The 20,515-nt window shown below is 64.9% G+C and carries 20 protein-coding genes and 1 tRNA gene; 8 read left to right on the top strand and 13 right to left on the bottom strand.

What is annotated here, in order from left to right:
* Nucleotides 1–106: 106 nt before the first annotated feature.
* The 3 genes from DW352_RS17385 to DW352_RS17375 form a co-directional block, all read right to left on the bottom strand.
* Nucleotides 107–376, bottom strand: coding sequence for a hypothetical protein (locus DW352_RS17385; RefSeq protein ID WP_115692523.1), 270 nt, complete (start codon nt 374–376; stop codon nt 107–109).
* A 171-nt stretch (nt 377–547) separates the two neighbouring features.
* Complete coding sequence (locus tag DW352_RS17380; protein ID WP_115692522.1) at nt 548–1,219, bottom strand: dienelactone hydrolase family protein; 672 nt, start codon at nt 1,217–1,219, stop codon at nt 548–550.
* 165 nt (nt 1,220–1,384) lie between these two features.
* The gene (locus DW352_RS17375) at nt 1,385–2,383 is read right to left on the bottom strand and encodes an LLM class flavin-dependent oxidoreductase (RefSeq protein WP_115692521.1); all 999 of its coding nucleotides are present in this window, start codon (nt 2,381–2,383) and stop codon (nt 1,385–1,387) included.
* A gap of 162 nt (nt 2,384–2,545) precedes the next feature.
* On the opposite strand from DW352_RS17375, the gene DW352_RS17370 reads away from it, so the two are divergent.
* Nucleotides 2,546–3,517, top strand: coding sequence for a S1C family serine protease (locus DW352_RS17370; RefSeq protein WP_115692520.1), 972 nt, complete (start codon nt 2,546–2,548; stop codon nt 3,515–3,517).
* Between the two features lie 51 nt (nt 3,518–3,568).
* Here the strand turns inward: DW352_RS17370 and DW352_RS17365 are convergent, their stop codons facing one another.
* Complete coding sequence (locus tag DW352_RS17365) at nt 3,569–3,928, bottom strand: DUF427 domain-containing protein (RefSeq protein ID WP_115692519.1); 360 nt, start codon at nt 3,926–3,928, stop codon at nt 3,569–3,571.
* Between the two features lie 147 nt (nt 3,929–4,075).
* On the opposite strand from DW352_RS17365, the gene DW352_RS17360 reads away from it, so the two are divergent.
* The gene (locus DW352_RS17360) at nt 4,076–5,128 is read left to right on the top strand and encodes a linear amide C-N hydrolase (protein ID WP_115692518.1); all 1,053 of its coding nucleotides are present in this window, start codon (nt 4,076–4,078) and stop codon (nt 5,126–5,128) included.
* 179 nt (nt 5,129–5,307) lie between these two features.
* Nucleotides 5,308–5,799, top strand: a complete 492-nt coding sequence (locus DW352_RS17355; RefSeq protein WP_162827019.1) for a response regulator — start codon at nt 5,308–5,310, stop codon at nt 5,797–5,799.
* Nucleotides 5,800–6,030: 231 nt separating this feature from the next.
* On the opposite strand, the gene DW352_RS17350 is transcribed toward DW352_RS17355, so the two are convergent.
* The 8 genes from DW352_RS17350 to DW352_RS17315 form a co-directional block, all read right to left on the bottom strand.
* On the bottom strand, nt 6,031–8,250 hold the full coding sequence (locus DW352_RS17350; RefSeq protein ID WP_162827018.1) for a class I tRNA ligase family protein: 2,220 nt from the start codon (nt 8,248–8,250) through the stop codon (nt 6,031–6,033).
* Nucleotides 8,247–9,647, bottom strand: coding sequence for a B12-binding domain-containing radical SAM protein (locus DW352_RS17345; protein ID WP_115692515.1), 1,401 nt, complete (start codon nt 9,645–9,647; stop codon nt 8,247–8,249). The genes DW352_RS17350 and DW352_RS17345 overlap by 4 nt, the downstream gene beginning before the upstream one ends.
* Complete coding sequence (locus DW352_RS17340) at nt 9,644–10,657, bottom strand: hypothetical protein (RefSeq protein ID WP_115692514.1); 1,014 nt, start codon at nt 10,655–10,657, stop codon at nt 9,644–9,646. The genes DW352_RS17345 and DW352_RS17340 overlap by 4 nt, the downstream gene beginning before the upstream one ends.
* Nucleotides 10,654–12,012 carry a radical SAM/SPASM domain-containing protein gene (locus DW352_RS17335; RefSeq protein WP_115692513.1) on the bottom strand — a complete coding sequence of 453 codons (1,359 nt, stop codon included), beginning with the start codon at nt 12,010–12,012 and terminating at the stop codon, nt 10,654–10,656. The genes DW352_RS17340 and DW352_RS17335 overlap by 4 nt, the downstream gene beginning before the upstream one ends.
* The gene (locus DW352_RS17330) at nt 12,009–12,308 is read right to left on the bottom strand and encodes a PqqD family protein (protein WP_115692512.1); all 300 of its coding nucleotides are present in this window, start codon (nt 12,306–12,308) and stop codon (nt 12,009–12,011) included. Before DW352_RS17330 ends, DW352_RS17335 begins: the two co-directional genes overlap by 4 nt.
* Before the next feature lie 111 nt (nt 12,309–12,419).
* Nucleotides 12,420–12,575: a hypothetical protein gene (locus DW352_RS26865; protein WP_162827017.1), complete on the bottom strand. Its 156-nt coding sequence runs from the start codon at nt 12,573–12,575 to the stop codon at nt 12,420–12,422.
* A 709-nt stretch (nt 12,576–13,284) separates the two neighbouring features.
* Nucleotides 13,285–13,518 carry a hypothetical protein gene (locus tag DW352_RS17320; RefSeq protein ID WP_115692511.1) on the bottom strand — a complete coding sequence of 78 codons (234 nt, stop codon included), beginning with the start codon at nt 13,516–13,518 and terminating at the stop codon, nt 13,285–13,287.
* Nucleotides 13,519–13,887: 369 nt separating this feature from the next.
* Nucleotides 13,888–13,964 (bottom strand) — tRNA-Arg (locus DW352_RS17315).
* A 307-nt stretch (nt 13,965–14,271) separates the two neighbouring features.
* Here DW352_RS17315 and DW352_RS17310 point away from each other — a divergent pair.
* From DW352_RS17310 to DW352_RS17300, 3 genes are all read left to right on the top strand, one after another.
* Complete coding sequence (locus tag DW352_RS17310) at nt 14,272–14,586, top strand: HU family DNA-binding protein (protein ID WP_115692510.1); 315 nt, start codon at nt 14,272–14,274, stop codon at nt 14,584–14,586.
* Nucleotides 14,587–15,704: 1,118 nt separating this feature from the next.
* Nucleotides 15,705–16,922, top strand: a complete 1,218-nt coding sequence (locus DW352_RS17305; protein ID WP_115692509.1) for an acyl-CoA dehydrogenase — start codon at nt 15,705–15,707, stop codon at nt 16,920–16,922.
* A gap of 197 nt (nt 16,923–17,119) precedes the next feature.
* Nucleotides 17,120–17,890 (top strand): sulfite exporter TauE/SafE family protein, encoded by a 771-nt coding sequence (locus tag DW352_RS17300; RefSeq protein ID WP_115692508.1) that lies wholly within the window; start codon nt 17,120–17,122, stop codon nt 17,888–17,890.
* 51 nt (nt 17,891–17,941) lie between these two features.
* On the opposite strand, the gene DW352_RS17295 is transcribed toward DW352_RS17300, so the two are convergent.
* The gene (locus DW352_RS17295) at nt 17,942–18,787 is read right to left on the bottom strand and encodes an alpha/beta hydrolase (protein WP_115692507.1); all 846 of its coding nucleotides are present in this window, start codon (nt 18,785–18,787) and stop codon (nt 17,942–17,944) included.
* A 90-nt stretch (nt 18,788–18,877) separates the two neighbouring features.
* On the opposite strand from DW352_RS17295, the gene mtnA reads away from it, so the two are divergent.
* Both mtnA and DW352_RS17285 read left to right on the top strand, forming a co-directional pair.
* Complete coding sequence (gene mtnA / locus DW352_RS17290; RefSeq protein ID WP_115692506.1) at nt 18,878–19,972, top strand: S-methyl-5-thioribose-1-phosphate isomerase; 1,095 nt, start codon at nt 18,878–18,880, stop codon at nt 19,970–19,972.
* Between the two features lie 18 nt (nt 19,973–19,990).
* Nucleotides 19,991–20,476, top strand: a complete 486-nt coding sequence (locus tag DW352_RS17285) for an MmcB family DNA repair protein (protein WP_115692505.1) — start codon at nt 19,991–19,993, stop codon at nt 20,474–20,476.
* The last annotated feature ends 39 nt before the right edge of the window (nt 20,477–20,515 follow it).

The following is a 20,515-nucleotide window of genomic DNA, read 5'->3' as shown; positions in this document are numbered from 1 at the left end:
CATCGCGCCGCGGCGATGACCGCTCCGGCAAAGCCGCGCCCCGTCATTGATGCGAGCGGCGAGACCTCTCGGTCTCGCCGCTCGCTGCGTCACGAAATGGGCTGGCTTAGCGGCCCGTATAAGGTTTGCACCGGCCGTCCTGCACGGTGTAGCCGGGAGGGCAGCCGTTCCAAGTGCGGCCGCGCGGCTGCTGGCGATAGTGACGATCACCCCGATAGCCGCGATCGTAACCGTAATCGCGATAGTGACGATGATAGTGGCGATGATGGTGACGCGGCGGGCCGTCGTAGTAACCGCCCCAATACTGAGCCGAGGCGACGTTCGCCGTTCCCATCACAGAAGCAGCAGCAAGCACGATCAAAGCGAGTTTGCGCATCGATAAATCCTCCCACGCATGTCAAAACACGCTCACCTCGCGTTATGTTCCTTTTGAGGCGAGTGCTTCGGCAGCGAAGGTTGAGAAAAATAAAAAAGCCCCGGCGAACCGGGGCTTTTTCGTTCATCGTGTATTCATCTTTCAAGTGCAGCGCGCGGTGGCGCGCGACACTTACTTCATATTCTTCGCGAGGAAATCCTGCGTGCGCTGCCACGCGAGATCCGATGCTTCCTTGCGGTACGACGCGCGCTCGTCGCAGCCGAAGCCGTGCGGCGCGCCTTCGTAGATGTAGGTTTCCGCCTGCGGCTGCTTCTTCTTGATCTCTTCGACCGTCGTGAGCGGGATGCCTTCATCCTTCTCGCCGAAATGCATCTGCAGCGGACACTTCGGCTTCTCGTCGGCGAACTTGCCGATCTGGCCGCCGTAATACGACACAGCCGCGGCGATGCCGGGAATGCGCGTGGCGGCGAGGAAGGCCGCGGTGCCGCCCATGCAGAAGCCGATGACGCCGACCGGGCCGGTGCCCTTCAGCTCTTCCTTCGCGGCGGTCATGTCGAGGACCATCTTGTCCCAGTCGAGATTGCCGAGATAGCTGCGCGCGTTGGCGATCTCATCGGGCGTGTAGCCGCATTCGAAGTCGCGCACGAAGCGATCGAACACCGCCGGCGCGATGGCGACATAGCCCAGCGCGGCGAGGCGATCGCACACCGCGCGGATGTGGTGGTTCACGCCGAAGATCTCCTGGATGACGATCATGCCGCCTTTCGGCGTGCCGGCCGGATCGGCGCGATAACCGCCGAGCGTGTGTGCGTCGGTTGTGGTGAGTTTGACATGTTGACCCAAGGGAACCTCCACTCATGGCAATCGAGGATGAAATCCGCGCGGCTTGTAGCATGCCGCTATTGCTTCGTCATTCCGGGAAGCTGCGAAGCGGCGGGCCCGGAATCCATACGCCGCAGCGCTGCGGGTTATGGATTCCGGGCTCTCGGCCTCGCCCCGGAATGACGGCTATTTGAAAACGTCCGCCAGCAGCTCGTACGACCGTTTGCGCGCGGCGTGGTCGTAGATCATGGTCGTCACCATCAGCTCGTTGGCCTGCGTCGCCTCGAGCAACGGCGCGAGCCTGGCTTTGACGGTGGCGGGCGAGCCCACCGACAGCCGGCGCCGGTTTTCCGCGATGCGCGCGCGGTCGACCGGCGCGTAGTCGTAGGCCAAGGCCTCCTCGGGCGAGGCGAGCGGCTGATATTCGCCCTTGGCGCGCCGCACGATGTTGAGGTCGACGGTCGCGGCCAGTCGCTCGGCCTCTTCGTCCGTCTCGGCGCACACCACATGCGTCGCCAGGATGGCGTAGGGCGTCGTGTGCGAGACCGACGGCTTGAAGCTGTCGCGGTAAATCCGCATCGCGGTGGCCGCGTCGAAGCTGGCGAAGTGGTGGGCAAAGGCGAACGCCGCGCCGATATGCCCCGACAGTTGCGCGCTGTAGTCGGAGGAGCCGAGCAGATAGATCGGCGGCAGCTTCACGTCGGCCGGCATCGCCCGCACTTTGTGAAACGGATGGCCGGCCGGAAAGCCGTTCGTCTCGAACAGCATCAGCTCGTTGAAGCGCTCGAGGAAGTCGTCTTCCTCGCTGATGCCCTGGCGCCTTCTGAGCGCATAGGAGGTGGCGGGATCGGTGCCCGGCGCGCGCCCGAGGCCGAGATCGATGCGGTCGGGATAGAGCGCCTCCAGCACTTTGAAGCGCTCGGCGACCGTCAACGGTGCATGGTTGGGCAGCATGACGCCGCCGGAGCCGACGCGCAGGCGTTCAGTAGCCGCCGCGATCTGCCCGATCATGATGTCGGGCGCCGAGCTCGCGATGGCCGGCATGTTGTGATGCTCGGCCACCCAGTAGCGGGTGAAGCCGAGCCGGTCGGCAAGCTGCGCAAGATCGAGCGAATTGCGCAAGGCTTGCGCACCGGTCGAGCCGGCGGCGACGGGGGAGAGATCGAGAACGGACAATGGGATCATCGGTCACATCTGGGATAGTGCGCGGCCGCTGGCAAGGGTCGCGCCGGACATGCCTGCCCGCGCAAGCTTGTTGGCCGGAACGGTCAGGCACATTTGCGGTTTGTACCAGACCCATCCCTGGATAATATGTGACGGACGATACAAGAACGCGCGGAAGCACGCATGGCCTCAGTGACCGAATGGAAAGTGCCGTCGGCTTCGCAGCCGCGACCCGAAGATTACGAGTACGATCTCGAGCGCGCGCTCTCCTCCGTGGTTGGGCTGCACACGATCATTCCGTCCGACGCCTTCACGGCCGAGAGCCTCGGCACCGAACGCGCCGGCAACGGCGTGTTGATCGACAAGGGTCTGGTCCTGACCATCGGCTATCTGATCACCGAGGCGGAGACGTTGTGGCTGCATGTCGGCGACGGCCGCGTGGTGGAAGGCCATGCGCTCGGCATCGACAGCGAGACCGGCTTCGGTCTGGTGCAGGCGCTGGGACCGATCGATCTGCCGGTGCTGCCGCTCGGTTCGTCCGCCGCGGCGCAGGTCGGCGATCGCGTCGTGCTCGGCGGCGCCGGTGGACGGACGCGCTCGCTCGCCGGGCACATCGTCGCGCGTCAGGAATTTGCCGGCTATTGGGAATACGTGCTGGACGAGGCGATCTTCACGTTTCCGGCGCATCCCAACTGGGGCGGCACCGGTCTGATCTCGCCCAAGGGTGAACTGATCGGCATCGGCTCGCTGCAGCTCGAGCGCGAACGCGCCGGCCAGAACGAGCACCTCAACATGGTCGTGCCGATCGATCTCTTGAAGCCGATCGTCGAGGACCTGCGCAAGTTCGGCCGTACGCAAAGTCCAATGCGTCCGTGGCTCGGCGTCTACTCGACCGAAGTCGAGGACAAGGTCGTCGTCGTCGGCATGGCGTCGAAGGGCCCCGCCGCGCGCGCCGAGCTCAAGCCGGGCGACGTCATCCTCGCCGTCGACGGCGAGCGCGTGTCGACGCTGGCGCAGTTCTATCGCAAGGTCTGGTCGCTCGGCGAAGCCGGGGTCGAAGTGCCGCTCACGCTCTATCGCGAGGGGCTGACCTTCGACGTGCGCGTCAACTCGTCCGATCGCGCGAAACTGCTCAAGGGGCCGCGGCTGCATTAGCGCAGCATCTCCGCGCCGTTTGCGCGGGCGCCGGCTTGAGAGGCGCGGTCCTCACTCCTCGGTGATGGCGTCGACGCAGTTCGGATAGAACGCGAGATAGTCCTTGATCTCGGCCATCGCCGGATACGGCGTCTCGTAGCTCCACACGGCGTTCTCCGCGCGCTCGCTGCCGGCCTGCAAGGTGAAATAGCTGGCGTCGCCCTTATAGGGGCAATGCGTCTGGTGCTCGGTGCGGATGAACGCGCTCATGTCGGCATCGGCGCGCGGAAAATAATGCACCGCCGGATAATTCGCTTCCTTCAGTGTCAGCGTATGCGTGCTGTCGGCGACGACCTTGCCGCCGAAGGTGACGCGGAAGCGTTTGCTGCTCGGCGTGATGGTGATCGGATGGTCCGGTCCCGGGATCTTCATGGCAACCTCGTCTGTGACACCGGCAATATAACACCTCGGCGTGCCACGGCGCGGCTGCGCACCGAGATGTGATCGACATTGACCTATGTCAGCGTACGCAATGTGGCCGTCCCTAGGATCGCGCTCACGCTTCCGCGGAGATCCTCCATGATGACCCGTGTGCTTGCCGCCCTGGCGCTGATCCTTGTGCCGTTCGCCGGTTCCAACATCGCCGCCGCATGTTCGCGCGTGCTGTGGGGCGCCAACGACCAGGCGGTTCTGGTCGGCCGCAACATGGATTGGTACGAGGACATGCGCAGCGATCTGTGGGCCTTTCCGCGCGGCATCGCCCGCTCGGGCCTTGCCGGCGACAACTCGGTGCAATGGACCTCGAAATACGGCAGCGTCGCCGCCAGTGTCTATGGCGTCGGCACCGCCGACGGCATGAACGAGAAGGGCCTCGTCGCCAACCTGCTGTGGCTGGCGGAAGCCGATTACGGCCCGCGTGATCCGAAGCTGCCCGGCCTGTCGATTTCGCTGTGGGTGCAATACGCGCTCGACAACTTCGCCACGGTGGCGGAGGCGGTCGCCGCGGTCGAGCGCGGCGGCCTGCAACTCGTGTCAGCGCGCCTGCCGGGCGAAACACGTATCGCCACCGTGCATCTGTCGCTGGCCGATGCCTCGGGCGACAGCGCCATCATCGAGATCGTGGAGGGCGGCAAAGCCAGCGTGCACCACGACCGCGCTTATACGGTGATGACCAATTCGCCGCGGTTCGAGCAGCAACTCGCCAACATGAAGACGTTCGAGGGTCTCGGCGGCAAGACGCCGTTGCCGGGTACGAGCGATGCCGCCGACCGCTTTGTGCGCGCGGCCTATTACGTCGGTAGCCTGAACAAGCCGCGCGACCTGCGCGAAGCCTATGCCAGCCTGCTGTCGGTGATGCGCAACGTGTCGCAGCCTTTCGTAACGGCGACGCCGGAGAAGCCGGAAGCCTCGCATACGATCTGGCGTACGCTCGCCGACGCCACCCACCGCGTCTATTTCTTCGAGTCCTCTTTGCGGCCGAACATCATCTGGGTCGACCTCGACGCGATCGATTTCGCCGATACCCGGCCGGTGCGCAAGCTCGACCTCGTCAATGGCGGCGACCTGGTCGGCGACGTGACGGCCTCGTTCGCGCCGTCCCCGTCATTATCCTTCATGCCGGGCGATCGTTGAGATCATCCTTAACGGGGCGTTGCCGCGCGCGTCGTAACGCCCGCTGTTGTGTCGATTTCGAACGACTCGGGCGGTATGACGAAACCTCGTGTCGTTGAATATGAAAAATTGAAGCAATCATCTTCATAAAATCCAAGAGTCTCGGAACTAAGGTGGACCCGTTCGTGTGGGGGTTCGAGATGCCGTCCAGGCCGTTCGACAAAGAAATCCAGGGTCTGACCATCCTGGTTGTCGACAACAATCATTATATGCGGCGGCTCACCCGCGCGATGCTGGTGAACCTCGGGGCGAAGTCCGTGCTCGAAGCCTCCGACGGTCTCGCCGCGCTGGAAGCGATCCGCACCTGCGATCCGGACGTCATGCTGCTCGAGTGGGACATGCCCGTGCTCGACGGCATGGAAGTGATGCGCATCGTGCGCTCGCCCGGTCTCTTCCCGCGTCCGAACCTCCCGATCATCATGCTCACCTCCCGCGCCGAGCGTTCGGCGGTGACGCAGGCCCTGCGGGCCGGTGCGCACGAGTTTCTGCTCAAGCCGACCTCGCCGCAGGCCCTGCGCGATCGCCTGACCTCGATCGTCTTCAATCCGCGCCCGATGGTGAAGCTCGGCGAGTTCTATGTGCCGCGCCCGCGCCGCCAGCCGACCAACCTCGAGCTGATGAAAACGGCCTGAGGCGCTCCGCCGGCGGCCTCGTCGTGCCGCCATCCGAGATCCATCTCCGAGCTGGCCGCGCTTCGATTCAGGCCACGACGTTCAACGCCAATCGTTCGACTGAACGTCGACGCGCAGACGTCGGCAGAGCTGGGAGCTCCGCTGACGCCGCGAATGCGAACGCCGGCGGTGGGTGATAAAAAGACGTGCGGGTTTAAAGCGCGGCTGTCCCAAGTCGTCCGGTCGGGGCGTTCACGGTGCAGCGGCCTCTCTTTGCCCGCGTGCAGGGTTCTTCGGCATGGCTGCGTGTGGCGCATCCGTCGCGAGGATCGGCCACGGCGCACGTGCGACCAGGTCTTTGCCGCCGATTTCTTCCCAGAGCTCTTCCGCCATATGGGGCGCGAACGGGGCAAGCATGGTGACGAGGCAACGAATGCCGTTGGCGAATGAATCGCGTGGGGCTGACGGTCGATTCGACAAGCGCTCGGCCTCGGCTTCCAGGCGGACGATCAAGGTCTGAATTTCCTGGAGGCAGCCGGCGTACTGATAGCGTTCCAGGAATTCGGTGACGCGGCGTGCGGCGCGGGCTGCGGCCTTATCGAGCGGTGATGGCTGTGCGCTGGCGTCCATCGGCGGAGCGTCCGCCGTCGTCCGCACTTCAAGCGCGTGCCTCGTGACGAGCTTCCAGACGTCGAGGAGCAGGCGCTTGGCGCGTTGCAGTCCCGCCTGCGACCATTCAACGCTCTTCAATGGATTGGCGGACCACAGAACGTGAACGCGCAGCACATCCGCGCCTTCTTTTTCGATGACCGCATCCGGCGAAACGACGTTGCCGTGGTGCTTGCTCATCTTGCGGCCGTCGAGGAGCACGGCATCATGGCCGATATAGCAACGGATCGGCTCTGGCTCGGGCAGGACCGCCATCTCATGCAAGACCTGCCCGAGGAATCGGTAGAGGTGCATGTAGAACAATGAATCGAGCCCGTTGTGGAACCAGTCCACCGGAGTCCAATCCGCGAAGTCGGAGGCCTGGAATTTGAAGTCCGGCTTCAGGCCGTTGGCGCAGGCCAAGAAGCACCAGACAACGTCGAAATAGCAGTCGAGTGTATCGGTTTCGCGGCGCGCCGGCTTGCCGCAGCATGGACATTGCGCGGCGGCAAAGCCAGGCACCGCGGCGAGACCACCCGGCGGCAGGTTTGGCGTCAGGATCGGCACGCGAACGGGGAGGGCTTGCTCTGGCACCGGCACCTCGCCACACGCTTCGCAATGGACGATGGGAATAGGTGTGCCCCAGGCACGCTGGCGTGACACCAGCCAATCGCGCACACGATAATGTGTCGCCGGCCGGCCCTTGAGCGGGGATCCGGCATTGGGCGGCGCGCACGCGATCTTATGGCGTTCGGCGAATTGCCGCGCGCGCGGGTCCGCGGCCGGATATCCGATCTCGACTCCGGTGGCGAACGCTGGGTCCACATGACGCGCCACGAACACGGGCAATCGCACCCCGGTGTGAGCCTCGACCGCTTCAAGTCCGGTATCGAAACCATCGAGCGGCGGTTGCGCGGCGGCCTGCGCCCGGCGCCGCTGGTTCATCGGGCGCAAGGCATCGGCCTGCGTGCGCGTAAGCAGGTCTGCAAGCGCGGGATGGCCCGGGGCGACGGCGAGATAAGACGGGACGGCGTCCACGTATTCCGCGCGCGCGAAGGCCGTCAGCGTCACCTCCGGGTGGCCCCGAATGACAAAGTCGAATTCCAGGCCGGGGGTCTTGCCGATGAAGCCTTGCAACACGTTGCGCACGCGCGGGCTGAATCCCTCCATGCGTTCGAGGCTGTCGGACAGGATCGCCGAATATCGGCCGAGCGCCACGAACCATTGCGTCAACTTGCGCGATTCCACCGGCGTGTCGCAGCGCCAGCAGCAGCCGTCATCGACCTGCATGTGGGCGAGCGTGGTGTGGCAACTCGGACACCAGTTGAGTTCGGCCGGCATGCGATAAACGAGTCCGCGCTCGCGCAGCTTCAGGAACAGCCATTGGGTCCAACGGTAGTAGGCCGGGTCGCATGTCGTGACGACGTGATCCCAGTCGTAGCTGAGACCCAGCCGGATCATCTGCCGGGTCATCTGCGCGATATTGCGGCGCGTGAGTTCTTCGGGCGCGATGCCGAGTGCGTTGGCGGCAAGTTCGTTCGGCAGACCGAAGGCATCGAACTCGAAGCAGTAAAGGACGGCATCGCCGCACATGCGGCGATAGCGGGCCATCACGTCGCCCAGGGTAAAGGTGCGCACGTGGCCCATATGCAGGGCACCGTTCGGAAAGGGCCCGCCGTCGAAGTTGAAGAACTTGCGTTGCCGCTCGTCCGCCGTTGCCTTGAAGCATCCGGCGTCCGCCCAGCGCGCCTGCCATTTCGCTTCCACCGCCGCCGCGTCGTAGCTGGCGGTCGCCGCCGCCGCGCGTGCGTCGGGTCCACTCATGTCGCGAAGTTTGCCGCCAGGGGTGCCGGCGCGCTGCTCCGCGGCGGCAACACCGGGTGGTCGTAGGCGCGTTGCAGTTCGTGCGGCGATAGGCCGATCTGTTCGAGATAGGCCCATTTCTCGGCGAAGTCCGGCGTCGGCAGCAAATAGAAGGCGGAGAACAGGTCCGGCCGGCTTGCGATCATCTCATGCAGCCAGGCTTTGTCCTTGCCTTCGTAGAACTGAAGCTGTGACGAATAACGCGGGTCGAAGTAGATTTGATCGCGGTGCTGCCGGTAGAGCGTCGAGTACGAGTATGGAAGCACCAGGTTCAATTGCGGCGAAGCGCCGACCGACGTCAGATAGAGCAACAGTGAAACTGTCTGTTGCAGATCGTCCATCGACTCGGTGGGGAAGCCCCAGACGAACGACGCGGTGATGAACGGGAAATGGCGCAGGGAGCACGCGACCATATCGGTGATGGTGTCGACGTCGGTTTCCTTGACGATGTCGCCGAGCACCTGGTCCGAGCCGGATTCGACGCCGTAGAACACCTTTCGGCATCCGGCGGCCGCCATCCGGGCCATCAGTTCCTCGTCCATCAGGTCGACGCGGGCGTAGCACCCCCATTCGAAGCGAAGGTCGCGGCTGATGATCTCGTCGCAGAAACGGACGATCGATTTGCGCGACAGCACGAAAGTGTCGTCGACGATGAAGACGTCGTGCGCGCCATGGCGGCGCACCAGTTGCTCGAGCTCGTCGACATAGTGTTCGATCGGCCGATGCGTATTGAGCCGGCCCCAATACGGCGCGATGTCGCAGAAGCTGCATTTGAAGGGGCAGCCGCGCCCGAACTGGCTGTCCACCAGGCGATAATTCGACAGGTCGACGCGATGATAGGCCGGCGCCTTGAGCTCGGTCATCGACCCGATGCGTGGTCGCGCGGCGGTGGCGACGGCCCTGCTGCCATCGCGGCAGACGATGCCGGCCACCGAGCGCAGGTTGCCGTTGGTCTGGAGGCAGCGGATGAGATCGACGATGGTCCGTTCGCCCTCGCCGTCGACGATCACGTCGATCTCCGGACAGAATTCGAGCAGCGCACCGCCCGCGCCGGAAGGGCCGATGCCGCCGAGCACGATCGTCTTCTCCGGATGGCGGCGCTTGATCAGGCGCGCGGCTGAGATCACCAGCGGCAGCGCATAGCTCATGCAACTGAATCCGATGATCGGCGCGCTGCGCTCGACGAAACGCGCCAGCGCCGCGGGCTCCCACGGGTCGTCATAGCCGCAGAGTTGATAGTCGCGGATGTCGACCGCGAAACCGGCGTCCTCGATCGCCGCGGTGAGATACAGGATGCCCTGCGGCGGCACCTTGACGTCGCTCGGGAACACCGTGTTGACGAGCGTGATGTCGCTCATGAGGCCACCTGCGTTAGCGGTCGGGCGTTGTTGTGATAATCGGCGACGATGACGTCATGGGCGCGGTCGAGGTCGACGGTGTTGACCGCGAGGCATCGGCACGCTTCCGCCAGGCGGCAGCACGTGTCGAAGTTCAGAGGATCGATGGTGAAGGCGTCGGCATCCGCGCCGAGGGGCATCATCAGATTGCGCAGCAGCGCGAGCGCGGCGTCGGCCTGCGGCATCGGGCGGATGTCGCCGGCTGCGCGGGCCGGATCGCGGGCGACGAAATAGAGCGTCGTCGGCTGGAACGGCATGCCGACCGCGTCCCAACGCTCCATCAGCCAGCGCGGCTCGTCGAGCAGCGACAGATCGGGCGCGCGCCCGCGCAGCGCGGACGGCCCCGGCAGGCCGGTCGTCAGGTCGCCGCGTACGATGAAGGCCATCGGGAAGGGCAGGCAGGCGAGGTCGCGGCGGCGGATGCAGGTCGTGTCGTCCGCGCAGTAACGGAAGCCATCGTCGATCAAGCGCAGCGTCAACGTCGTCTTGCCGGCGGCCGCCTCGCCGAGCAGCAACAGGCCGCCGCCCCACGGCGCGCTCAGCGAAGCCGCATGCAGCGTGACGACCTCGGGATGCCAGCGTTCGACGATGCGCAGCCGTAGAAGTTTGGACGCGTAATAGTGCAGCAAAGCATGGTTCGCGATGCGCAGGCCCTGTCCAAGCCAACTGGCGATCAGAATATGGCCGTCGAAATCCTTCGCATCGCGGCCGAGCGCCGCGGCGAGCGTCGTGGCCTCCGCCGTGCCTTCCTCGATGAGGAGCAATGTGTCGCGCTCGCTCCCGCCGGCGGCCTCGTGCGTCGTGTCGAGGAAGTGCCGATAGACCCGGCGCAGCGTGGCGATGGCGCGGTCGGAGGTCGAGGCGATGTCAACCGGCGCGCCACAGAAGTCGAGCGCGAAATGGCTCGGCAGGCGGCCGACGATATCCGCGCCGCTTTCCAGGTCCGAGGGCAGCGCGAATGCGGCCTTCATGACGGCCCCGTCGGCGCGAGTTCGGCAAGCGTTACCGCGACCTGCGGGAACACCGCGAGATAGGCGTCGCAATAAGCGTCGGGCGAGTGGATCTCGCCATTGGCGCAGAAGGCCGAGGCGACGCTGCCGCCGCGACAGATTTGCCGCCAGACGCAGTCGCGGCATTTCGGCGTCTTGGCGTCGCGATCGAGCAGATCGTTATAGAGCGTGCTCAACACCTCGGAGTCGAGCAGGGCGCCAAACGCGGTGTCCCGGATGTTGCCGAGCCGGAAACGCTCGACCGCGCCGAACGAGCTCGGAAACACCTCGCCGCTGGAGGTCACGCGCACGCCGCGCCACAGCGGATGCAATTCGCTGGAGGCGCGGCTTTCGGTGAATTGACTGAGGATGTTGCGCGTGTCGTTGAAGTCGATTTCGACCTTGCCGATCCAATCGATCGCCTTCTCGTAGACGGTGCGGATCAACCGCAGCCGGTCCGCCGCGTCCATCGTCAGCATGTCCGTATAGTCGACGGCGCGACCGACCGCTTCGTACAGCGACAGGTTCAGCCGGCGGATGCCGCGCTGCTCGATGAAGTCGAACAGCTTCGGAAGTTCGCCGATGTTCGCCTTCACCGGTGTGAACGACAGGATGAAGCGGTCGGGGCCGACGAGCCGTAACGTGCGGTCGATCGCGTCGATGGCCTTGGCGGGGCTGCGGCCGCGGATCGCTTTGTTCACCTCCGGCGTGATGCCGTCGACGCTGATCGCGACGTTGAAGCCGAGGCGGTCCAACAGCTGCAATTGTTCCTGGCGCAACGAGATGCCGTTGCTGATCACGGTGCCATAGAGGCCGAGCTCGGCGACGTGCCGGGCGATGGCGGGGAAGTCGCGGTAGAGGATCGGCTCGCCGCCGGACAACGTCACGTATTGCCCGCCATGCGCGGCGAAGTCGTCGAGCAGGGTGAAGACCTGCGCCGGCGTCAGTTCTTCTTCCCGTTCCGGCGCGCCGCCCATGAAGCAGTGCACGCAGCGCAAATTGCAGCGCGCGAGCAGCTCGATATAGACGTGCTCGACGCGATAGTCGGCGCGCGGCCGAGGTTGGGCGCGCGCGGTGTCGCCGGTCAGCAGGCCGGCTTGCGCGAGACTGTCCAGCCAGCCGGCGAGTTCGGACGGCTCGACCGTACCGAAACGCGCCTGAAAGCCGGCGTGCAGATCGGCGAGCGTGCGACCGCCGTCGCTCTCGCAGGCGCGCAGCAGGCTGGCGGCCGTTTCGTTGAGAGCGGCCCAGCGCGATTGCACGCGGCTGATGGCCAGCGAGCGGTCGGCATGCTGGACCCAACCAAGCGGTACCGCGGAATAGCGGCGATCGCTCACGGCGCGACCTTGAGTTCGATCAGGCGCAGATCGGTCAAGAGCTGGAGCGTGTTCGCGACGTCGTCGCCGACGGCGCCGCGATCGGCGTTGAACTCCGCGGCGATGGTGGCGGCGATGTCGTCGCCGGAGTGCGTCCCGTCCGCCAAGTCCCAGATGCGGCCGGCGATGTGATTGAGGACGTGATATTGCTTCAAGAGGAGGTGGACGACGAGCGTGTCGCGTCCGACCTTGCGGGCCTGCACATGCTCGGACCGCTGCGGACATGCGTCCGCCGACATCTCTGCGGGTGCCAACATGGGATACGCTCCGTGGCGGCTGTCGAGAAGCCGCTGACGCAACACGAACCTTAATCGGCCAGGCCCGTCCGGTGACGAGGCACGAGCAGGCCTGGCCGCACGAAGAGTGGCTTATCCCGCGAAGCCGCGTGCCGGGAACTTCGAGCCTTTGTTCACGGCTTGCACGATGTCGCGTTGGCTCAGCGTCTTCACTTCCGGCTTTTCGTAGGCCGGGGTGCTGTTCTCAGTGCATTCCGAGGTCTTCACTTCGGTCTTTGTTTCAGACATGACGTCCCTCGTTTGCTGATCACGACTTTCCAGTGAGACGAAAGGCGTTCGGCCATGGACGCTGGTCCTGGCCCAACGCTTCGATTGGTACGCCCGACGGGACTCGAACCCGCAACCCACGGCTTAGGAGGCCGTTGCTCTGGAAGTTGACGTCGGGTGCCGACCCCTTTGCTCGAACCTTTCGCGAAAACCGGCTCCGGTGCACCGTGCGCTGAGTTTCGGTTGTCGAAAGGCTGCCTGCCGACCACGAGCCTGCTCCCAGCGAGCCGGTTGACGTGTCGGACGAATTTGTCCGCGACCTGCAAAGATCTCGAGCCGTGGTCGTCACCGCGGGCCACCTTCTCTACCCTTGAGCTACGGGCGCATACTCATGCAGGCGATGTCCCATCCCCTCGGCCTATTGCACGAACGCCGGCCGGACGACGGGAGCCTGCCATTCCAATTGCGTCGTTCCCGGTGCTGGGAACCGGGAGCGCATTCGTTCCGAGCACCCCGTCCCGCGTTGCTGGGACAGTGAGGCGGAATGCTGCGTCGTCCGGCTGGGACGGACGACTGATTGGGAGCGGACTCTCAGCTTCGTCGTGCTGGGAACGGCGAGGCCTGTTCCGTGACGATGGCTTGCGGCTCTCGCTGGCTGGGACGTCGAGAGACACAGAACGCCATCATATCTCGCGCTACCACCTTCGGCTGGGACAAAGGCAGTGACGGCTTACGCTTTGCCGAGCTTGCGTTCCATCCTGGCCGCTAACCTGGCGGCCATCCTTTCAGTAAGCTCGGTTCCGCGTTTGAATTGACTGGACGCTTCGGCAAACATCCTGCCCATGAGGCTTTGCCTCTCCGCCAGTTGCTTCATGAAGTCGGCTTGCATCCTGGCGAGAATACTCATCCTCTCGCCGATCTGCTTGACCAACTCCATTTGGAGTTTTTGGTCATCATCTGCCATTTACTGCCACTCCTTATCGATGCACCTCATCGTTGATGGACCGATGCGCGAGGGATCAAGGATCGTTTGCCGTCAGCGGCTGCAGTAACGTCAGCGCGCCTCCAGCTGGATGATACTACCCCTGATTGCGCAACTACAGGCTAGGGTCGTGCAGATATGTCTGTCAAGTCACGCCCGAATGGCTGTCGCCGTTCCGACGCGGCTTTCGCTGCCGCGCGCGATGCAACCCTTGGGTGATAGAGGACGGGCACCGGCCGGCCGATCCGCGTCAATCTGGCGTCGGCCAACGGTGCCAATGCCGCGCCGATGCATCGCGGCAAGCGACATGCTTTGTCGCTTCACGATCCACCGGTGTGATTTTGTTGGAAATGGCGCGCCCGAGACGATTCGAACGTCCGACCTTTGCCTTCGGAGGGCAACGCTCTATCCAGCTGAGCTACGGGCGCGTGCCGCCTAGATAAACGAATCTCCGGCCAGCGGCAATGTCGGCTCTTGGGCTTGGCACGCGGGCGCGGCGGGAGCCGGCGCAGCGTGTCGCGCCCGTCGGCGAGGTGCCGATTCGGCCCGGTTTACAAGGCCGAAAGCGGTATCAAGCTCAGGCGAGGGGCCAAAAATGCCCGCCGAATCGCACTTTTTGTCTGCTTTCTGTGGTTAAGTCCCGAATTTAGGGCGCGGAAACGCTTGCAAGACCACGCGAATCTCGTAGTGCTTCGGGCTCTCTACGCGCATGGTGCGCTCAAGGAGTTTACTGCAATGGCAAAAGCTGCCGCCTCAACCAAGCCGAAAGCCGCCAAGCCGGTCACGACCCGTCATCTGGCCGCCGCGCTCTCGGAGACCCACCAGCTCACCAAGAAGCAGGGCCTCGAGATCATGGACAACCTGATCACGATGATCACCAAGCACCTCAAGAAGGGCGAGCGGGTGAAGATCGCCGGTCTCGGCATCCTGCAGGTGCGCAAGCGCGCCGCCCGCATGGGCCGCAACCCGGCCACCGGCGAAGCGATCAAGATCAAGGCGTCGAAGAAGGTCGCGTTCCGCGCCGCCAAGGATCTCAAGGAAGCGATCTAATCGCTCCTTCATTCAGTTTTTGCGTACCCAAGCCCCGTCGGCATCACGCCGGCGGGGTTTTGTTTTGCTTTCTTATCCGTCCCCTGAAAGGGGAGGGTGGCGCGCGGTAGCGCGACGGGTGGGGTGAGCCGTTCGCTTCTCTTTCCCTCTCCGCGTTCTTCACGGGGAGAGGGCGCCAGCGCATTAGCGCGGGCGGATGAGGGGCGCTTCATCGTGCGCGGCGATGCCACAAGCAAGGCGTCATGCCCGGGCTTGACCCGGGCATCCATGATGACGTTCCACGAATGAGTGCCTTACGTTTGCTCTGCCTGTGAGGGCCGCCTCATGGATTGCCGGGTCAAGCCCGGCAATGACGGAACTAGGCTTCGGGCGTGCGTTCAGTGCATCCCGGCGTCGCTAGGCGGCTGCATCAAAATATTCCTATTTCCTCTTGCTCTATATTCCCTTATAGAATATAGTCCTTGCATCCGGTTCGCTTGAGGGCGCTGTCATGAGGCGTCATGTTGGCGGAGCCGGATGCGGCGCTCGCGGGTCGGGAGACGAACGCATCTCCTGACGCTCGAGCGGCGGCGGCCACCGCCCGGGGGCACTAAGACCCCCTGCGAGGAGCTCGCTGACACCGAGGACCCACACCACTTGCGATGGGCCTCCGTTGAAAGCGCGGCCCGCCGTTGGAAGACGCCGCGATGGCGCGCCGAGAGGCGCCCGTGCTTCGGCAACGAAGCGCGGTCTTACGACCAACGTCGCGCCGCTCGGCGCGCCGTCTCCCTCTCATTTGAGAGGGTAGGGGGAATGAGGGCGTACCCGGCGCCCGCCAAAGAACACGGGCGGCGGAGCTTTGGCTCTCTGTCATCCCCGGCGAGCGCGTCAGCGCGAGACCCGGGATCCAGTACGCCGTGCCCTATCGATAGGCTGCGGCGTACTGGATGCCCGCTTTCGCGGGCATGACAGCAGAGTGTCCGAGCTAGCCGCGTGTCGCGCCCCACGAGGCGTAACCAAAGTTCACTGCAACCGGGCCATGCAGGGGTGCCGCCCGGCGCCGGGAACCATGCGTCTTCCCACTCTTGCCCGGCCCCGCGCGGGTCTATAATCACCTAGCGTTCAGCGAGGAGAGAATGATGTCGCAAGCCGCCGAGAAGCGCGAAGGCAAGCCCCCGATCCTGAAGGATAAGGACTTCAATTGGGAGGACCCGCTCGGGCTCGAATTCGAGCTCACCGAGGAAGAGCGCATGGTGCGCGACACCGCCAAGGGGTTCGCCGAAGACTACCTGATGCCGCGCGTCATCAAGGCGTACTCCGACGAGAAGTACGACCCCGACATGATGCGCGAGATGGGCAAGCTCGGTCTGCTCGGCCCGACCATTCCGGAGACCTACGGCGGCGCCGGTCTCGGCTATGTCGCTTACGGCCTGATCGCGCGCGAGGTCGAGAAGGTCGATAGCGGCTATCGCTCGGCGATGTCGGTGCAGTCGTCGCTGGTGATGTATCCGATCTACGCCTACGGCTCGGAAGCGCAGCGCATGAAGTACCTGCCGAAGCTCGCCTCCGGCGAGTTCATCGGCTGCTTCGGCCTGACCGAGCCCGACCACGGCTCCGACCCGGGCTCGATGATCACCCGCGCCGAGAAGGTCGACGGCGGCTACAAGCTCAACGGCGCCAAGACCTGGATCTCGAATTCGCCGGTCGCCGACGTCGCGGTGGTGTGGGCCAAGCTCGATGGCGTCATCCGCGGCTTCATCGTCGAGCGCGGCATGAAGGGCTTCTCGACGCCGAAGATCGAAGGCAAGCTTTCGCTCCGCGCCTCGATCACCGGCGAGATCGTGCTGGCCGATTGCGTCGTGCCGGAAGAGAACCTGCTGCCGAACGCCAAGGGCCTCGCGGGTCCGTTCGGCTGCCTCAACAACGCCCGCTACGGCATCGCCTGGGGCGCCATGGGCGCGGCCGAGTTCTGCTGGCACCGCGCGCGCCAGTACACGCTCGACCGCAAGCAGTTCAACCGGCCGCTCGCCGCCAACCAGCTGATCCAGAAGAAGCTCGCCGACATGCAGACCGAGATCGCGCTCGGCCTGCAGGGCGCGCTGCGTCTCGGCCGCATGCTGGAGAACGGCCAGGCCGCGCCGCCGTCGATCTCGCTGATGAAGCGCAACAACTGCGGCAAGGCGCTCGACATCGCGCGCATGGCCCGCGACATGCACGGCGGCAACGGCATCTCGGAGGAATTCCATGTGATGCGCGTCGTCGCCAACCTCGAGACGGTGAACACCTACGAGGGCACGCACGACATCCACGCGCTGATCCTCGGCCGCGCGCAGACCGGCATCCAGGCGTTTTTCTGAGGAAGCCGTCATCGCCACACACTCAGCGTCATGCGCGGGCAACCGGGTCCGGCCTTTGGCCGGCCCGGCTGTAAACTTGACCCGCGCATCCATGATGGGGCTCAGCGCCGAAGGGCCTTACATCAGCAGTCGGTGTGGCGCTTCATCATGGATTGCCGGGTCACGCCGCTGCGCGGCGGCCCGGCAATGACAAGCACATGACCCTCCACTCCTTCCTCATGCTCGCCCTCGCCGGCATTGGCGGCGGCATGTTGTCGTCGATGGTCGGCGGCGCGGCGGTGGTGACCTATCCGGCTTTGCTCGCCGCGGGCCTGCCGCCGGTCACGGCGACAACCTGCAATCTCGCTGCGTCGTTTCCCGGCATCCTCATCGCGACCTTGGCGGATCGCAAGCAACTGCCGCCGGTCAACCGCGCCTTCGTCGGCATGCTGATCGCGTCGATGCTGGGCGCGGCCGTGGGGGCCGGCCTGCTGCTGATCACGCCGCAGCACACGTTCGCGGTGCTCGTGCCGATCCTGCTCGGCTTCGCCACGCTGATGTGCGCCGTCGCCGAGCCCATCGGCAACTGGCTGCATGCGCGCGCGCAAAAGCGCGGCAAGACCATCGACTTCAGCGTCACCAATCTCAAGATGCTTTTGCCGGTGTCGCTCTATGGCGGTTATTTCGGCGCCGGGGTCGGGGTGCTCATCCTCGGCGTGATGTCGATCGCGACGCGCGGCAATTATCGCGCCGCCAACGTCGCCAAGAATCTGGTCGGCACGGTCAACAATGCCACGGCCGCCGCGATCTTCGCGTTTCAAGGACAGATCATGTGGCCGCAGACCTTGGCGCTCGCGGCCGGCACGGTCGCCGGCGGCTTCGCCGGGGCGTGGCTCGCGCGCATCATGCCGCGCGCGGTGATGCGCGTCGCCGTCGTCGTCACCGGCGCCAGCCTCACCGGCTACTTCGCCTTGAAATACTGGTTCTAAGCGGGCATCGGTCTCCGCTCATTCCCGCGCAAGCGGGAACGAGCGGACGAACTAAAGCGCAATGCCTTGCACCTGGCGCGCCAACTCGACCACGCGCTGGGTCATCGCGCTGGTCGGGTCGGCAAGTGGATCGATGACGTCGAAATGGTTCTTGCCCGCGATCTCTTCGTAACGTGTCTGAACCATATCTTGCCGCCAGGCCTCGGCGATCGTTTTGCTTTGGCGCAGGAACTCGCTCGATTCAAGGCCGCCGACAACGGCGTCCAGCACGCGCCCGGCCGGGACTCGCCAATAGATCGGCGACAGTTCGTGCGCGGTCGTTTCGGTCAGCTTGAGATCGGCATTGACCGAGATCTGCGTCAGCGGTGCAAGATCGAACACGCCGGAGATCGCGTAAGCGGCGGGCACGAGATCGTTGGGCGCCGTTGGGTCGAGCGTCTTCCATTCGGTCGCCAGCATGCACGCGGCGAGATGCGCGCCCGCGGAATGACCGACGGCGAGGAAGCGTTGCCGCCGCTTGCGCCAGAGATAAAGACATGCGGCACGAACCTGACCGATGATGTCGGCGAGGGAGCAGCTGGGGCACAGCTCGTAACCGATGACCGCGACCGTCACGCCATGCGCGTTCGCGCCCTTGGCCATCTGGCTGAACTGGTCGGGCTCGAGCGAGCGCCACCAGCCGCCGTGAATGAACAGCATCAGCGGCGTGGTCGGCCCGTCGTTCGCGGCGGGAAACAGATCGAGCGTTTGTCGCGTGGACGGGCCGTAGGAAAGCCGCTCGAGCTTGGGCGAAGCGTTGCGGTAGGCTTCACCCTCGCGGAACCAGCGCGCGAAGATCTCCGGATGCTCGGGCACCCGCGCGCGGTTGTCGTATTCGACTTCGTAGTCGATGGCCATGCGTGACCTCCGGCGACGGGTGACAATGCGGTAAAGCGCGCCCGCAGGCAAGGGGACGACAAGCTAACGAAAACGGGCTAAATCGGTTTTATGAAAATCGACGGAAAACCGACACGCACGATCTGGGTGGAAGGCGATGGTGACGCCGTCGGCATCATCGATCAGACGCAATTGCCGCATCGCTTCGTTACGACGCGCGTCGCGACGCTCGAGGAGGCCGCCCACGCGATCAAGTCGATGCAGGTGCGCGGCGCGCCGCTCATCGGTGCGGCCGCGGCCTACGGGATGTGGCTGGCGCTCAAGGCCGACGCCTCCGACGAGGCGCTGGAGCGCGCTTATGCCGTGCTGCATGCGACGCGGCCGACGGCGATCAATCTGAAATGGGCGCTCGACGAGGTGATGGCGGTGGTGCGCAATCGCCCGCGCGCCGAGCGCGCCGCGGCGGCGCTCAAGCGCGCCAACGAGATCGCCGAGGAAGACGTGGCCATCAATCAGGGCATCGGCCGCAACGGCCTCAAGCTGATCGAGGGCATCGCGGCGCGCAAAAAGAACGGCGAGCGCGTCAATGTGCTGACGCACTGCAATGCCGGTTGGCTGGCAACGGTCGATTGGGGCACGGCGACGGCGCCGATCTACATGGCGCATGACAAGGGCCTGCCGATCCACGTCTTCGCCGACGAAACCCGGCCGCGCAATCAGGGCGCCTCGCTGACGGCGTGGGAGCTCAACAAGCACGGCGTGCCGCACACGGTCATACCCGACAACACCGGCGGCCATCTGATGCAGCACGGCATGGTCGATCTCGTCATCGTCGGGACCGACCGCGTCACCGCGCAAGGCGATGTCTGCAATAAGATCGGCACTTATCTCAAGGCGCTCGCCGCCCGCGACAACAACGTGCCGTTCTATGTGGCGCTGCCGTCGCCGACCATCGACTTCACCGTCAGCGACGGCGTCGCCGAAATCCCGATTGAGCAGCGTGGCCCGGAAGAGGTCGCGATGATGACCGGCAAGACAAAGGACGGGCGCATCGAGACGGTGCAGATCGTGCCGGACGGGTCGGATGTGGCGAACTATGCCTTCGACGTCACGCCGGCGCGGCTCGTCACCGGCTTGATCACCGAGCGCGGCGTGCTCAAGGCCGAGCGCGCGGCGCTGAAGGCGGCCTTTCCCGAGCGGGCGTAAGTTGGCTAGACTTCCGGCATGAGCCTGCCCGCGCAGAAACTGGAACTACCCGTCGACGGCCGCCAGTCGGAGACCGCGCTTGCCGTCGCGCGCGGCACGGCGCGGCTGCTGCATGCACACGGTTTCTGCGTGGTGAGCGAACTGCCACTGCCGTCCGGCCGGCGCGCCGATCTGGTGGCGCTCGATGGCGGCGGCCAGATTTGGATCGTCGAAATCAAATCGTCGATCGCCGATTTTCGCGCCGATCAGAAGTGGCCGGATTACCGGCTGCACTGCGATCGGCTGTTCTTCGCCACCTCGCTCGAGGTGCCGTGCGAGATCTTCCCGGCCGACACCGGGCTGATCGTGGCGGATGCCTTTGGAGCGGACTTCAAATGCGAAGCGCCGGAGCACAAGCTGCCGGCGGCGACGCGCAAGGCGATGATGTTATTGTTTGCCCGCGCTGCGGCGATGCGGCTGCAATCGCTCGTCGATCCCACCGGGCCTTATGGCGATTGGGATTAACGGTGCCGCATACTCCGTTCATTCCCGCGAAAGCGGGAA

The sequence above is a fragment of the Pseudolabrys taiwanensis genome (assembly GCF_003367395.1).
Lineage (GTDB): Bacteria > Pseudomonadota > Alphaproteobacteria > Rhizobiales > Xanthobacteraceae > Pseudolabrys > Pseudolabrys taiwanensis.
The sequence above is the reverse complement of the archived record's forward strand: the minus strand, read 5'-3'. Positions and strand labels throughout refer to the sequence as shown.

Bases quoted from the DNA above. Each gene is read 5' to 3' on its own strand.
- DW352_RS17365 (WP_115692519.1), bottom strand. From the start codon at position 3,928: ATGAAGATCCCGGGACCGGACCATCCGATCACCATCACGCCGAGCAGC.
- DW352_RS17305 (WP_115692509.1), top strand. From the start codon at position 15,705: ATGTCGCAAGCCGCCGAGAAGCGCGAAGGCAAGCCCCCGATCCTGAAG.
- DW352_RS17355 (WP_162827019.1), top strand. From the start codon at position 5,308: ATGCCGTCCAGGCCGTTCGACAAAGAAATCCAGGGTCTGACCATCCTG.
- DW352_RS17310 (WP_115692510.1), top strand. From the start codon at position 14,272: ATGGCAAAAGCTGCCGCCTCAACCAAGCCGAAAGCCGCCAAGCCGGTC.
- DW352_RS17320 (WP_115692511.1), bottom strand. From the start codon at position 13,518: ATGGCAGATGATGACCAAAAACTCCAAATGGAGTTGGTCAAGCAGATC.
- DW352_RS17360 (WP_115692518.1), top strand. From the start codon at position 4,076: ATGATGACCCGTGTGCTTGCCGCCCTGGCGCTGATCCTTGTGCCGTTC.
- DW352_RS17300 (WP_115692508.1), top strand. From the start codon at position 17,120: ATGACCCTCCACTCCTTCCTCATGCTCGCCCTCGCCGGCATTGGCGGC.
- DW352_RS17295 (WP_115692507.1), bottom strand. From the start codon at position 18,787: ATGGCCATCGACTACGAAGTCGAATACGACAACCGCGCGCGGGTGCCC.
- DW352_RS17330 (WP_115692512.1), bottom strand. From the start codon at position 12,308: ATGTTGGCACCCGCAGAGATGTCGGCGGACGCATGTCCGCAGCGGTCC.
- DW352_RS17370 (WP_115692520.1), top strand. From the start codon at position 2,546: ATGGCCTCAGTGACCGAATGGAAAGTGCCGTCGGCTTCGCAGCCGCGA.
- DW352_RS17285 (WP_115692505.1), top strand. From the start codon at position 19,991: ATGAGCCTGCCCGCGCAGAAACTGGAACTACCCGTCGACGGCCGCCAG.
- DW352_RS17340 (WP_115692514.1), bottom strand. From the start codon at position 10,657: ATGAAGGCCGCATTCGCGCTGCCCTCGGACCTGGAAAGCGGCGCGGAT.
- DW352_RS17375 (WP_115692521.1), bottom strand. From the start codon at position 2,383: ATGATCCCATTGTCCGTTCTCGATCTCTCCCCCGTCGCCGCCGGCTCG.
- mtnA (WP_115692506.1), top strand. From the start codon at position 18,878: ATGAAAATCGACGGAAAACCGACACGCACGATCTGGGTGGAAGGCGAT.
- DW352_RS17385 (WP_115692523.1), bottom strand. From the start codon at position 376: ATGCGCAAACTCGCTTTGATCGTGCTTGCTGCTGCTTCTGTGATGGGA.
- DW352_RS17350 (WP_162827018.1), bottom strand. From the start codon at position 8,250: ATGAGTGGACCCGACGCACGCGCGGCGGCGGCGACCGCCAGCTACGAC.
- DW352_RS17345 (WP_115692515.1), bottom strand. From the start codon at position 9,647: ATGAGCGACATCACGCTCGTCAACACGGTGTTCCCGAGCGACGTCAAG.
- DW352_RS26865 (WP_162827017.1), bottom strand. From the start codon at position 12,575: ATGTCTGAAACAAAGACCGAAGTGAAGACCTCGGAATGCACTGAGAAC.